Here is a 14,065-nt window from a genome sequence, read left to right on the forward strand (position 1 = left end):
CGGATAGGTTCCTGCATCCTGCGCGGAGTATAGCGGATTTGATCTGGCTGAACAGCACGGTATTAGACGGGCAAACGCATCCCTGTTTCAGCGAAAAGTGGATTTGCGGCAGAACGAGGTCGCTGAGTAACATTAATGTTTTCAGCCGATAATGCGCTCACTCGGTTAACGAAACCGCCTATTGAGGGAATGCGGTAATGGGCTATTTGGCCCACCAAATAAAGAATATTCCTAATTATGCCGAATCGGCATTCGACCATATTCAGTGCGATGATAATAATTGAACGTTATATTTATCTGTGCGGATACCTGGCAAGGAAATACAAGGCCGGCTCCGAAATAACGCTGCAAGAGCCAGCCAGGCTGTTATTGCGCGGCCATATAATGGCACAGCTCCCCCAACGTCAAATCAGGCTGCTCAATAAACATTTCAGCCTTGAGTGAAATACCGAAGCTCCGCTGCGCCAACAGCATCAGCTCCACATAATCCAGGCTGTCCAGACCCAGCTGCCGCAGAGGCATATCCGCCGACAGCGACGCCGGCTCCACTTCCCTCGCCTCGGACAGCATGGCGCAAACGGCCTCATACAAAACGTGGTACTTTTTCATCATGACTCCAGATTGTTATGCATTTCGCCTTTACCGAACACCAGCGCCGCATTGGCCCCGCCAAAACCAAAACTGACATTCATCACGTTCCTCAGGCGCCCGCGGCGGTGCCCTTCGCTGATATAGTCCAAATCACAGGCGGGATCGGCCTCGTGCAGATGGCAGGTGCCCGGCATCACCTGCTGCTGCAAAGCCTGCAGGCAAATGATCGATTCAAAACTGCCGGAGGCCGCTATCAGGTGGCCGGTATAAGATTTGGTGCTGGAAAGCGGGGTGCGATAGGCATCCGCCCCCAGCGCCAATTTTATCGTTTCGGTTTCGTTCAGATCGCTAAGCTGCGTCGAAGTGCCATGCGCATTGATATAATCGATTTCATGGCTGCCTAACCCCGCCTGCGCCAAAGCCTGGCGCAGCGTTTTCACCTTGGCCTGTTTGTCGTCCGCCGGCGCGGTCAGATCGAAGGCATCCGAATAATTACCGTAGCCTTTTATCTCCCCCAATATCGCTGCGCCGCGCGCCACGGCGGCGTTTCGCTCCTCCAGACACAGCACCGCCGCCCCTTCCGCCAGCACAAAACCGTTGCGATTCCGGCTGAACGGGCAGCTGGCTTTGGTAATGTCCAACTGCTCATGGCTCAGTACGCGCAGGACATCCATATTCCAAATGGCGCAGTTGCCGCTCAGCGATTCAGCGGCGCCGGCCAACATCATGCTCGCGCGGCCACTGCGGATAACCTCAAACGCCTCGCCAATGGCGATGCTTCCGGTCGCGCAGGCGCCGGCGGGCGAGCTCTGATACCCGCGGAGCAACCAACGCTGGCTGCAGATCGCCGTCGCAATATTGGGCATCGAATGAAAAGCCCCGAACAGCCGGCCCAACCCCGAATGCAAATAATCCGCATTATTTGCCATGATCTCATCCTGGCCGCCCCATCCGCTGCCGATAATGGCGCCGCACTCCAGCGAAGGGTAAAAATGGGCCGGCCCAGCCGAGGCGGAAGCAAAGGCCATATCGACCGCCTCCGTCGCCGCCGCCAAAGCCAGCCGGGCAAAGCGCGGCAAGCGGCGCAGGGTTGTGCGGGCAAGCCCGGCAATCGGCGGCTCCTCATCCATCAGCGCAAAAAAGCGCGAGCGTATTCCCGCGGCCGATTTATCCTGATAGCGATAGGCTAAGCGGTGCGCCATGATAGCCTGCCAGTTTTGTTGCGCATTCATGCCCAGCGCCGTGACCGCACCATAGCCGGTCACCACCACCCGTCGCGGCACCATTCCCTTATCCATGCTTCATTCCTTCCCTTTGTTCCTGTGATACAGCCCCTCCCAGCGCCAACCACAGTTGCATGGTGGCGTTCAGGTAGCGGTACTGCAGTTCCGACAACGCATTCTCACTGGACAGCAACGCAGTCTGGGCATCCAGCAACGTCTGCAATGACACCGCGCCGGCCCGATACTGGCTCTGCGCCAAAATAACGCCTTGCCGGCTCATCGCCAGATGCCGCCGCTGATTGCCGATTTGCCGCTGCGCATCCAGTCGCTGCTCCATGGCGTTGTCCACGTCCGCCAGAGCGCGGTAGACCGCATCGCGAAACTGAATTTCCGCCTGCTGCGCCTGCAGCAGGGCCTTCTCGCTGGACAGGCGCATCTTGCGCCACTCGATAAACGGCAGCGCCAGGGTCCCCCCCAGCGCGCGCGCTGGGTCGCCGAACCATTGGCGAAACGCCTGGCCGCCGGCCTCCAGTGTGGCATTCAGACTTAACGTCGGGTAAAAGTTCAGCCGGGCCACCTCGGCTCCCGCCAGAGCGGCCCGCAACCGACGCTCCGCCGCCTGAACATCGGGCCGCTGAGCGATAACCGCAACCGGTTGGCGCTGAATGATGGCAACGCTTTCTATGGGCAGCGCCTGGCGCTCCTCGCGGCGCGTAAACGGCGACTGCCCAAACAACAACGCCAGCGAATTGCGCGCGCTTTCACGCTGCTGCTGCAACTCCTGTTGCTGGTTTTCCCGTTCCAGCAGGCTTTGCCCGGCCTGCAGCAGTTCAAATTTGCCGACGTCACCGGCGGTATGGCGCACCTTCACCAACTGCAGCGTATCCCGCGCTATCTTGACTGCCGCCTGTTGGCGGCGATACTGCTGGTTCAGGTTGGCTATCTGCCAATATAAGCGTGCAGTGGTGCCAATCAGCACCAGCGCCGTATTTTGCCGGTCCAGTTCGCTGGCGTCGGCCAGCCATGCGGCCTGTTCGCGGGCGCGCGCCAGCTTGCCCCACAGATCCAGCTCGTAGCTCAGGGCAAGGCTCGCCCGATAGGCCGCCTGCGCGCCCCCTCCGCCGCGCAACGCCCCGCTGTTGCTGCCGCTCAGGCTGGCGGCCATATCCGGAGTCAGGTTGCCGTTCACCAACCCGGCCTCCAGCAGGGCCTGCCGCCACTGCAGCCCAGCCAACGCCAGATCCTGGTTGCCTGCCAGCATGCGGCCGATCAGCGCCGACAGCTGCGGATCGTTAAAATTATCCCACCAGGCGCCGCCGCTCAGCGGCGCTACCCGATCCTGCTCTGCAACGCGCCATTGTTGCGGCAGCGATAGCTGGCGCTGAGGCTCACCGCCAGCGGCGCATCCGCCGAGCAGCAACACCAAAAACGAGACAACGAATTTGTTCATTCGCGCGCCAACGCCTCCACCGGCTGCAGCCGCGCAGCAGTGCGCGCCGGGAAGAAGCCGAACCCCAGGCCGATCAGCGCCGAAAAACCGCAGGACAGCAGCAGCGGCGGCCAGGTAAACACCATGCTGACCTGCGGCGCCAACCAGGCCAACGCCAGCCCGAGCAGCGCGGAGCTGGCAATCCCGATGGCGCCGCCCAGGCTGCAGATGACCACCGCCTCAATCAAGAACTGACGCATAATGTCCCGTTCTCTGGCCCCCACCGCCAGCCGAATGCCTATCTCATGGGTGCGTTCGGTCACCGACACCAGCATGATGTTCATCACGCCCACCCCCCCCACCAGCAGCGAAATGCCGGCGATGGCGGTGATCAGCCAACTCATGGAGTCCGAGGCTTTCTGCAGGGTTTGCATCATCTGGTCGTCGGTCAGCGTGAAGAAGTCGCGCCTGCCGTGCTCCAGCATCAGGCGCTGCTCCACTTCCCGCCGGGCGCCGGCCAGCGGCTGCCCTTCTTTCACCCGCATCACGATCGATTCCAGCGGCGTATCACCGGCGATACGGCCGGTCAGGGAGGTGTAGGGCAGCCAGGCCAGCGGCTGAGCGCCGGCATAGCTGGCCCCCCTGCGCGCCGCCACGCCGATGACCCGATAAGGCACCCCCGCCAGCGGAAGGATTTCCCCGATCGGTTCTTGCCGGGAAGGAAACAGCGCCTGGCGGAGTTGCGTATCGATAATCACCACCGGCTCACGTTGATATAAATCCTGGCGGGTAAACGCGCTGCCGGCGATCAGGCGAATGCCCTGGGTGCGGAAATAGCCGTCGCCGACGCCCATGACCAGCAGCGGCAGCTGTTTGCCGTCCCGCACCGCCAACACCTGGGCGTTGGCCACCGGCGAAACGCTATCGACGTAGGGCAGCGTCGCCAGCAGCGCAACATCCTGCTGGTTCAGCGAGCGTTCAAAATCCGGACGGGGTTTTTCCCACCCCAACCCCGGGCGGATCTCCAGCGTACTGGTGCCGAGCTGGCTGATTTCATTAAGGATATTTCGCCGCGTCCCCTCCCCGATCGCAATCGAAGAAACCACCGCCGCAATGCCGATGATAATGCCCAGCATCGACAATAGCGCCCGGACCCGGTGCCCAAGCAGCGCGCGCCAGGCCATGCGGACCGCCTCCCGCAGCGCCGGCCAGAGGCCCGCCCGCTGCAGCGGAGCGGATAGGCTCAACGGATGGCCGCTAACCGATGGCGGGCGGGCATTATTACGCCGATCGGCCACGATCTGCCCGTCGTCGATCTCCAGGATCCGCTGCGCCTGCTCGGCAATCCGCGCATCGTGCGTGACGATGACGATAGTATGTCCGGCGGCGTGCAGCCCATGCAGAATGCCCATCAGCTCCTGGCCGCTGCTGCTGTCCAATGCGCCGGTTGGTTCATCCGCCAGAATGATCTCCGCGCCGTTCATCAGCGCGCGGGCGATGCTGACCCGCTGCTGCTGCCCGCCGGAAAGCTGGGCCGGGCGATGCCCGCCGCGCTGAGACAACCCCAGGCTCGCCAACAGGCTCTGCGCGCGCAGCCGCCGCTCGGCGGCCGGCATGGCGGTATACAGCGCCGGGATCGCCACATTTTCACTGGCCGTCAGGTACGGCATCAGGTGATAGCGCTGAAAAATAAAACCGATGTGGCGGCTGCGCAACTGCGCCAACCGATCGCCGTCCGCCTGCCGGACGGCCACCTCATTGATGCGCACCTCGCCCTGAGAGGGTTTATCCAGGCAGCCGATGATGTTCATTAACGTCGATTTGCCGGATCCGGACGCGCCGACGATCGCCACCATCTCGCCCGGCTGAATGCGCAGCGAGATCCGCTTCAAGATCCGCACCTGTTGCTCACCGGCATCGAAATCGCGAGACACATTTTCCAGGCTAATCACCGGCGCAACATTAACGGTCATGATCTTCCTCCGCCTCGTCCCGCTGTTCCAGCACGACCCATTCACCTTCCTCCAGCCCCGCCAGCACCTCGGCATAACGGCGATCGCTGATGCCGATGCGCACCCGGCGCGCTAGCCGCTGATCCCCCTGGCGCACCTGCACCTGATAGTGATTTTCGCCCTGCGGCGCGCCGAGCGCGGCCATCGGCACCCGCACCACGCCCGCCGCCCGATCGGTGATGATGAACACCTGCGCCGTCATCGAGGTGCGTAACCGGCGTTCGCCGTTAGCCACGGCGAAAACGCCGTTGTAATACACCGCCGCCGACTGTTGGCTCAGGTTGCGGTTGAGCGGATCGGCCTCCAGCGCCTCGGACGGCGCTTGCTGAATAGCACCCATCACGCCGTCATAGCGGCGCCTGGGATCGGCGGCGGCATAAAACCACAGCGGTTGCCCGGCCCGCACTTTGAGAATGTCGGTTTCCGATATCCGGGTATGCACCATCATGGTATCCACGTTGGCCAGCACCAGGATGGTCGGCGCAGTCTGCGAAGAAACGATGGTCTGCCCTTCCTGGGTGACGATGCCCAACACCTCTCCGTCGATTGGCGCGACTATGCGGGTGTAGGCCAGGTTGGCTCTGGCGGTTTCCAGCGCCATTTCCGCCTGCACGATCTGCGCCTGGTTCACCTGCAGCTGAGCCAGCTGCGCATCGCGCTGCGCCCGGGCCTTTTCCAGATCGCTCTGCACGCCGGCGCCGTCCCGCCGCATCGCCGTCTGGCGCGCCAGCTCCAGCTGATACTGCGCCAACAATGCCTGGCTCATCAGCTTCTGCGCCTGCGCGCTCTGCAACTCAGCCTGGGATTTACGCAGCTCGTTGTTCTGCAAGGTCGGGTCGATTTCCGCCAGCAGCTGCCCCTGTTTAACCCGATCCCCCTGTTTGACATACAGTTTTTTCAGTTGCCCATTCACCTGCGCACCAACGTTGACCTGCAGAGCCGGCTTCAGAATGCCGGTGGCCAGCACGTTTTTCTCGATGTCGCCGCGGCCGATCCGCACCGCGTCAGCAGGAACCGCCGCCACCGGCGGGTTCAGCCATGCCAGACCTGCGGCGATCGACAACAGGATGAGCAACGGCAGCCCCCAGAGAACCCACTTTTTTCTCCGCGCCATGTCACTCAACCGCCGCATGGCTTCTTACCGCTTCACGGGGAAAACCGGCGGCCTCGAGCCGGCCTTCCGCCAGGTGCAGAACCCGGTCAAACAGCGGCAGCAGACGTTGATTATGCGTCACGGTAATCAGCGTTTTGCGCTGCTCCCGACAGTGTGCCAGCAGCGTCGCCACCACCTGGCCCGCGGTGTCCTCATCCAGATTTGCCGTCGGTTCATCCAGCACCATCACCGGGCAGCCGCTGTACATGGCGCGCGCCAGCAGCAGGCGCTGCCTCTGCCCCAATGACAGGCCGGCGTGGCTTTCACGCACCAGGGCATTCACCCCGCCCGGCAGCCTGGCCACCGCCTCGGCCAGGCCGAGGCTCTGCAGCACCTTTTCTACCCGCGCCTGCTGTTCCGGCGCCGGCGGGGCAAACAGCGTAATGTTCTGCAGCACCGAGGCGTTAAACAAAATGTCCTCCTGGCTTTGCAGGAAAAACAGCGCCTGAGCCGCGCCGCCGTCGATCGGCTCGCCGTCCAGCGTCAAGGTGCCCTGCTGAGGCGGCAACAGGCAGGCAATCACCTTCAGCAGGGTGCTCTTACCGGCGCCGGATCCGCCGGTAATCGCCACGCACTGCCCGCGCGCCAGGGTCAGCGACAAATCGCGCAACACCGGCTGGCCGGCATCGTAGGCGAAGCCCACTGCGCGGTAGCACAGCCGGGTATTGAACGCCGTCGCCCGGTGGCCGCTCACCCGAGAGCCGGGCGAGGCGGCGGGAAACAGATCCCGCGCGCGTTCATCAATCACGTGCAGCTGGTTTTTGTGCAGGACGGAAAAAAAGATCTTACTGGTGTAAGAGGTGAAAATTTCGCGGATAAAGCTGTAGGCGAAGAACGCCCCCAGGCTCAGCTCACCGCTCCTCAACAGCGGCAGCGCCAGCAGCATGAAAAACACCATTTCCAGGCTGGCGATCAGTTGGTAGACGCTGCCCTTTACCTGCTCATAGACCTTTTGCCGCTGCAGGCAACTGAACAGCGAGAGCGCATGGGCGGCGAACCCCTGTTGGCGCTGGCCGCTAAGCCCGGCTGATTTGATGGTGGCGAATCCCTGAATGGTTTCCAGGATAAAATCGTTTTGCGCGGCGCCTTTCACCTGCAGCTGTTGGGTGTAATAGCGATCCCGGTAGATGGCCCATACGCTGACCGCGCCCATCAGCAACATGCCGATCACCGGCACCAGCGCCAACATCGGGCTCAGAAAACACATCGCCGCCAGCGCTATCGCGCCGATAATCCAGTCGGTGCGCAGGCTGTTATCCAGCTCGATCTTTTGTCCCGCCGCCATTTGCCAGCTGGTGAAACGGCTGAAAATCTCTCCCGGCGCGCGCTTATTGAAGAAATTCAGCGAATTATCGAGCAGGCGAGAAAAGCCGGCGGCGCTGTGCAGCAGCACGAAACTCTTGATAAAACGTTCGGTAACCACGCGGGCGCCCAGCGCCAGAGCGGTCGAGACCACAAATGCCAGCAGGTAATAGAAGTAAGGGAACCCCACCTCGCCCGCCGTCGAAAACACCTGATTAATTGCGCTGCCCACCATCACCGGCATGATGAATAACGTCAGCGAGATAACGAAGGTCATGGCCGCCAGGCGATAAATGCCGCTGAGGGCGGCGGTGTCTTGCAGGCTCAGGCAGGCGGATCCGCGGCGGCGTTCTCTCCTCCCTGCCGCCGCGGATGCCGGCGCGCTCTCGCGATCCAATACCAGGGCATAACCGCTGATTTCCGCCTTTAATGCACCGATGGGCAACAGCTGCTGGCCGAGCGCCGGGTTCATGACGCAGACGTAGCCCCCTTTGCGATAAGCCAGCAGAACGTAGTGGCCGGCGCCATAGTGCAAAATCGCCGGCAAGGGCAGCGCCGCCAGATCCTGATGCTCAAAGGCGACCGGATAGGCCGGCAGCGCCAGCTCAGCCAGTATGGCGCACAGCGTCGCCAGCGAAGTGCCGTGCTGCGAGGCCGGAAAACGATCGCGCAACGCCGCCAAAGGGGCGTCGATCCCCTGGGTTTCCGCCAGCATGGCGATGCAGGCCAATCCGCACTCGTTGGTTTCGCCCTGAAAAACCGGCGTAGGAATAATGTGCTCCATGTTTTACTTTTGCATCCCTGACTTATTCATTAATAAAAAACAATGAATGCGAATGCCATAACAGCCAGTCATCCGCATGCCGAACCATCGTCCTCTCAACCACCTCCGGCAGGGCGCGCCGGATATTTTCCGCCGCGACGGGCGCCTCGATCTGAATGTGGATTCCATCGTCATAATAGAGGGCGTAAAACACCACCTGGGCGCGCAGCGCGCGTGACAGGCGTGCGATGCCGCTGTGCAGGTGCGCCGGGCGGTCGAACAGCCGGCAGGCCAGCTTGGCCGAAGGATCCTTATTGCTGTTCAGGGTGTAATCCGGCGTGATGTCCGGGAACAGTATGATGTTGCGCCGGTGGTCCGCCGCCGCCAGCATCGCCTGCGTCAGCTGGCCGGCAATCAGCCGCTGATCGTCGTGAATGGAGCAGAGTTCGAGCCGCGCCTGCCATTCGGGCGCCTGGCGCAGATGTTCCTGCACATCGCCCGAAACAACCACCGTGGCCAGCCCCGGGTAGGCTCCGGCGCCAACCAGCGCGGCCAGCACGTCGGAAACCGTATGCATCGGCGCCAGTATCACCGGCGCCCCGGAGCGATGCAGCGGCTCCACCACCTGATTCAGTCGTGCGGAACAGCGCGCCAGCTGGCCCAAAAGCACCGGGTTTTTCGCGTATACCGCGGAAAAATCCAGCAACCGCCGCCGTTGCATCAGCCAGGAAAAATTCAGCGCATCCGCGTTCCCCAGCAAACTGCGGTAGTTTGCCGCGGCGACTGCGCTGCGGTAACGCCGGCCGCGCGGCAACAGCGAAAGGCGATGCAGTTGCCGGCGCAGCCTCAGGTAGCGGCGGTAATCCATGCGCCGCAGCGCGATGCCCGCCAGCCGGCCCCTGAAGCCGGCCAGGGCCGCGGCATAGCGGGCCATGTCGGCCAGGGCATTGTTCCACGTCATATACACCCAGACGGAAAAGAAGCGCATCATGGCTCCAGCGGCTTATCGTGTTGCAACAGGGACAGCAGCTGCTTGCTGAAGGCCGGGAAATCGCGATCCTGCGTCGCCAGCCACTTGCGGTTGACAATAAAGCTGGGGGTAGCATTGATCTGGTAATAGCTGCTCACCGCCGTCATATAGCCCAGCATGGCGCTAACCTGTTCAGAGTCCTTGGCTTTCGCGTATTCGGCCTCGTCGATGCCGTTCGCCTGCAGCCAACGGGCCAGCTGCGCCTTATCCGCCAGATCAATCTTGTCTTTGATAATTGCCTGATAGGCCGCCGGGCGATGCCGCGCTTCGATGCCCATCACCGTTAGGGTGGCGAACAGCGGTGCAAACGCCGCCATGCCGGATTGTTCGGCATCATTGAGGTGCAGGCGGATCAGGCGGGTGCCGACCGGCAGATTCTTTTCCAGTTCGGCGATGTTTCCCTCGTTCACCTCGCAATAATGGCAGGCATAGGAGAATACCTCGACAATGGCGTTGATATCTTTTAACGGGCTGTTCTCTGCTTGTTCCGCCGTAATGAACCTCAGGCTCTCGCCCGCCGGTGCGGTCATTACGTATTTATGGAAATAAACCGACGTCATCAAGGATGAAGCAAAAATAACAATCAGGGTATAGCCAATGAATAATAAGGGGCGTTTATACATGAGGTACGCATCCTGCGAACGGAATAACGCACCCCCGCCGGGATGAACGTTATTTCCTGGGGTTGAGTATCGTGAGGGACAACAATACCGATAAATTTTTTGGCCGGCTCCCACCGAATAAGAAAGCGGGGCGGAAAAACCGCCCCGCCAGATAACAGCTAGCCTAGCTGCGATCGCTCAACGCGGATCAGTTAGGCGTGGTCGGGGTCGCCGGGCAGCTGGCCGTCGGCGCCGGGCGGTAGGTTTTCTTAACGCCGCCGAACTTGTCTGCACAGGTCGTTACCAGGTTGCAGGTTTTGCTGCTGCCACTCCCCACCCACTCGAAATCTTTAGTGCAAACGAAAGTCCCGCCAATGATGTTTTCTGCTTCAGAAAGGTTGATCTTTTTCATTACTATATCCTTATATATATTAAAATTAAAAAAACACCGCATATTGCGCCACGCCCCAGGCATGAAGCAATGCTGTAAAATAAAAAATACGGTGGTAATACAATGACAATGAGGACGCCTCGAAAAAATGATAGCCCGCGCAAACATACAGATCAATACAATTATTTACGTTCAGCCGTCACGTTACTTAATTCCATTATGATTATATGCAGGACTATTCTTTTAAAATTACGGTAAAAAGTAAGAAAAAAAAACAAAACTCACGGTGTGACAGCAATAAATTAAAAGGATTATTCTTAAATATACGCAGATTAAATAAGAAAAGATCTGGTCTGACCAGGGGCGCCCGCGATCATCGAGGATGAAAAGATTGCTTCCTGGCCCGCCGGACATACACTGATGAAGCCAACCGCCGCTGCGATGACAGGATGCCCATGCTAGCCACACATGAATATGCCAATGACCTGATTCTGTTTGCCCTGATCGTCGACTGTGGCTCATTCAGCAAAGCCGCCGAAACCGCCGGCGTCACCAGTTCGGTGGTCAGCAAACGCATCGGGCGCCTGGAAAAATCCCTCGGCGCGCGCCTGCTGTATCGCACCACCCGCAGCCTGACGCTCACGGAAAGCGGCCGGGCGCTCTATCAGCAGGCCAAGGACATCAGCGCCAAAATTCAAGACGCCCTGTACGCCGTCAGTGAAAAGAGCGAGGAACTGACCGGCACCATACGCATGTCGGTGCCGACCATTTCCGGCGAACTGTTGCTGAGCGAGAGCGTCGCGGAATTTTGCGCGCGGCATCCCAACCTGAAGGTGGAAATGCGCCTGGAAAATCGCTTTGTCGATCTGGTGGACGAAGGCGTCGATCTGGCGATCCGCACCGGCACCCTGCCCGACTCCAGCCTGATCGCCCGGCCGATTCTGGACTCTCGCTGGGTTATCGTCTGTTCGCCCGGTTATCTTGAACATCACCCGGAACCGCGCTCCGCCGGCGAGCTGCTCGAGCATAACTGCCTGACCTACACCTATCAGGAAAGCGGCACCGCCAACTGGCTGATGAAACAGCCCGGCGGCAGCGAGATCCATGAGCTGCAGGTGAATGGCAACCTGTCGGCCAATAACGCGCGCGCGATCCGTAAAGCGGTGATTGGCGGCTATGGCATCGCCATGGTGCCGCGCTGCATGGTGTATGAGGACTTGCAAGACGGAAAGCTGGTGGAAATTCTGGCCGGCCACTGCGGCAAGGTATTAGGCATTTATGCGGTCTACCCTTATACCCGCAATTTGCCGTTAAAAACCCGCTTGCTGATCGAACATATCATTAGTGCGTACCAAAATATCAGCCATTATTTCTGAGGCGGGGCGCCTTATTATCGCCGCACCTCGGTAGCATTAGGTCATTTTCGGAAATAATCCATCGCCCGTTTTCACCTAATTAACCGCCTGTCTGCCATGGCGCCGCACGGCCCGTTGAGCCTAGAATAGCCTCTTACTTTTAACTTTTTCGCTACATTTATACTAGGTATCGGCGCTTGCTGCGCCTCAATTACCGGCGACAGTTATAGAGAGAGCTAAAATATGATCATCTCCGCCTCAACCGATTACCGGGCCGCTGCGCAGGCGAAACTCCCGCCTTTCCTGTTCCACTACATTGACGGCGGAGCCTACGCGGAACACACGCTGCAGCGCAATACCGCAGACCTGGCCGATATCGCGCTGCGCCAGCGCGTGCTGCGCAACATGTCCGAGCTCAGCCTGGAAACCACCCTGTTCGGCGAAAAGCTGGCGATGCCGGTGGCGCTGGGGCCGGTCGGGCTGACCGGCATGTACGCCCGCCGCGGCGAAGTGCAGGCCGCGCGCGCAGCCGCGCAAAAAGGCATCCCCTTTACCCTTTCCACCGTCTCGGTCTGCCCGATAGAGGAAGTGGCGCCGGCGATCGACCGGCCGATGTGGTTCCAGCTCTACGTGCTCAAGGATCGCGGCTTTATGCGCAACGCGCTGGAGCGCGCCCGGGCCGCCGGGGTGAAAACGCTGGTGTTTACCGTCGATATGCCGGTGCCGGGCGCGCGTTACCGTGACGCCCATTCCGGCATGAGCGGCCCCAACGCCGCCCTGCGCCGCATGCTGCAGGCATTTACCCATCCGCGGTGGGCCTGGGACGTGGGGCTGCTCGGCAAGCCGCACGATCTGGGCAACGTCTCGGCCTACCGCGGCAAACCCACCAGCCTGGAGGATTATATCGGCTGGCTGGGCGCCAACTTCGATCCCTCTATTTCCTGGAAAGACTTGGAATGGATCCGTGAATTCTGGGAGGGGCCGATGATCATCAAAGGGATTCTGGATGCGGAAGACGCCAAAGATGCCGTACGCTTCGGCGCCGACGGCATCATCGTTTCCAACCACGGTGGCCGCCAGTTGGACGGCGTACTGTCGACCGCCCGCGCCCTGCCGGCGATCGCCGATGCGGTGAAAGGGGATATTACGCTGCTGGCCGACTCCGGCATTCGCAGCGGCCTGGACGTAGTGCGCATGCTCGCGTTGGGCGCCGACAGCGTGCTGCTGGGGCGCGCCTTCGTCTATGCGCTGGCCGCGGCCGGCGGCGCCGGCGTCAGCAACCTGCTGGATCTGATCGATAAGGAAATGCGCGTCGCCATGACGCTCACCGGCGCGAAAACCATTGCGGAGATCGGCGCCGGATCGCTGGTGGCTCCCCGCTGATTACAGCGGCTGCACTCCGTCGGGATATTGGTTGTAACTCATTTTGTGGATGAAGGCGCCGGCCGGCGACACCATGACCTGGCCAGCCGCATCCAACCCAAGGAATATCCCGGTACAGCGCCCGAGGGTAAAGTCAAAAAAGAACACCGAACACACCGGAATGATCTTTTCCCGGAAGGTGAACAGATACATGTCGTCTGCAAATTTATAGTAGGTGGCGTAATCCATATCGCCGTGGCCAAACTGCTCGCCGCGCAGGTTTTGCCAGGCATAGCGCTCGGTATTGACGTAAAAGTGCTCGTAATAATGGTTAGGGCTGTAAATGTTCAGCGTCCGGTAGCCCAACAGCTCGCGCGTCAGGTGCGGCGCCACGCCGCCTGGCGTTACGCCCGCCAGTTGCCCGACGCTGAATTTCTGCCCCAGGCGTGAACCGTTCGCCACCCGCTGCTCCGGCAGCAGCGTGCTGCGCACCGCCAACACCCTGCCGCTCACGCTGTTGAGCACCAGCGTCAGGCATTCGTGGCCGGGGGTCTGCAACGGCACGTTGAAAAAATAGTGGGCAGGCGAGGTACGCACCTCCTCGTAAACCTCCTCCCCACTCTCCCCTTGCCAGGCCCACTGCAGCTGCGGCCGGTCTGCGCTGAAACGCAGCGTCATCTCAGTGCCGTCTTCGAAGGCGATTTGCAACGTTTTTCCCCGCCAGTCGTGCGTTGCGGGCAGCCGATTGGTGTCGATGCCGCGGGCAAAATCATCATAGTTTTTCCAGTCTGGCTCTGCATTCGGGTTCAAGACGGATTGTTCGGCAGACATAGTCACTCTCCTTGATTAAGT

General features: G+C 60.7%; 12 protein-coding genes. 2 read left to right on the forward strand and 10 right to left on the reverse strand.

Translation table 11 applies throughout. From position 1 onward, the window contains the following. Positions 1-366: 366 nt before the first annotated feature. From KHA73_RS19365 to KHA73_RS19405, 9 genes are all read right to left on the reverse strand, one after another. Positions 367-609: an acyl carrier protein gene (locus KHA73_RS19365; RefSeq protein WP_234586068.1), complete on the reverse strand. Its 243-nt coding sequence runs from the start codon at positions 607-609 to the stop codon at positions 367-369. Continuing rightward, positions 609-1,889, reverse strand: coding sequence for a beta-ketoacyl-[acyl-carrier-protein] synthase family protein (locus tag KHA73_RS19370; protein ID WP_234586069.1), 1,281 nt, complete (start codon positions 1,887-1,889; stop codon positions 609-611). Before KHA73_RS19370 ends, KHA73_RS19365 begins: the two co-directional genes overlap by 1 nt. After that, the gene (locus tag KHA73_RS19375; protein WP_234586070.1) at positions 1,882-3,264 is read right to left on the reverse strand and encodes an efflux transporter outer membrane subunit; all 1,383 of its coding nucleotides are present in this window, start codon (positions 3,262-3,264) and stop codon (positions 1,882-1,884) included. The genes KHA73_RS19370 and KHA73_RS19375 overlap by 8 nt, the downstream gene beginning before the upstream one ends. Continuing rightward, positions 3,261-5,216, reverse strand: a complete 1,956-nt coding sequence (locus tag KHA73_RS19380) for an ABC transporter permease (RefSeq protein WP_234586071.1) — start codon at positions 5,214-5,216, stop codon at positions 3,261-3,263. Before KHA73_RS19380 ends, KHA73_RS19375 begins: the two co-directional genes overlap by 4 nt. Then, entirely contained in the window at positions 5,206-6,387 is a 1,182-nt protein-coding gene (locus tag KHA73_RS19385) for an efflux RND transporter periplasmic adaptor subunit (RefSeq protein ID WP_234586073.1), read from the reverse strand. The genes KHA73_RS19380 and KHA73_RS19385 overlap by 11 nt, the downstream gene beginning before the upstream one ends. Beyond that, a complete protein-coding gene (locus KHA73_RS19390; RefSeq protein ID WP_234586075.1) occupies positions 6,371-8,494 on the reverse strand; it encodes a peptidase domain-containing ABC transporter in 2,124 nt (707 codons plus the stop codon). Before KHA73_RS19390 ends, KHA73_RS19385 begins: the two co-directional genes overlap by 17 nt. A gap of 22 nt (positions 8,495-8,516) precedes the next feature. After that, positions 8,517-9,434 carry a lysophospholipid acyltransferase family protein gene (locus KHA73_RS19395; RefSeq protein WP_234586076.1) on the reverse strand — a complete coding sequence of 306 codons (918 nt, stop codon included), beginning with the start codon at positions 9,432-9,434 and terminating at the stop codon, positions 8,517-8,519. Positions 9,435-9,460: 26 nt separating this feature from the next. Further along, on the reverse strand, positions 9,461-10,126 hold the full coding sequence (locus KHA73_RS19400; protein ID WP_234586077.1) for a DsbA family protein: 666 nt from the start codon (positions 10,124-10,126) through the stop codon (positions 9,461-9,463). Between the two features lie 187 nt (positions 10,127-10,313). Then, positions 10,314-10,517 (reverse strand): DUF4762 family protein, encoded by a 204-nt coding sequence (locus KHA73_RS19405; RefSeq protein WP_234586078.1) that lies wholly within the window; start codon positions 10,515-10,517, stop codon positions 10,314-10,316. 434 nt (positions 10,518-10,951) lie between these two features. On the opposite strand from KHA73_RS19405, the gene KHA73_RS19410 reads away from it, so the two are divergent. Both KHA73_RS19410 and lldD read left to right on the forward strand, forming a co-directional pair. Beyond that, on the forward strand, positions 10,952-11,872 hold the full coding sequence (locus KHA73_RS19410) for a LysR family transcriptional regulator (RefSeq protein ID WP_234586079.1): 921 nt from the start codon (positions 10,952-10,954) through the stop codon (positions 11,870-11,872). Between the two features lie 222 nt (positions 11,873-12,094). Next, complete coding sequence (lldD, locus tag KHA73_RS19415) at positions 12,095-13,234, forward strand: FMN-dependent L-lactate dehydrogenase LldD (protein WP_234586080.1); 1,140 nt, start codon at positions 12,095-12,097, stop codon at positions 13,232-13,234. On the opposite strand, the gene KHA73_RS19420 is transcribed toward lldD, so the two are convergent. Further along, the gene (locus KHA73_RS19420) at positions 13,235-14,044 is read right to left on the reverse strand and encodes a MoaF C-terminal domain-containing protein (protein ID WP_234586081.1); all 810 of its coding nucleotides are present in this window, start codon (positions 14,042-14,044) and stop codon (positions 13,235-13,237) included. Positions 14,045-14,065: the final 21 nt, after the last annotated feature.

Origin of the sequence: Serratia entomophila (genome assembly GCF_021462285.1) — a bacterium.
In the GTDB taxonomy this organism is placed as follows: domain Bacteria; phylum Pseudomonadota; class Gammaproteobacteria; order Enterobacterales; family Enterobacteriaceae; genus Serratia; species Serratia entomophila.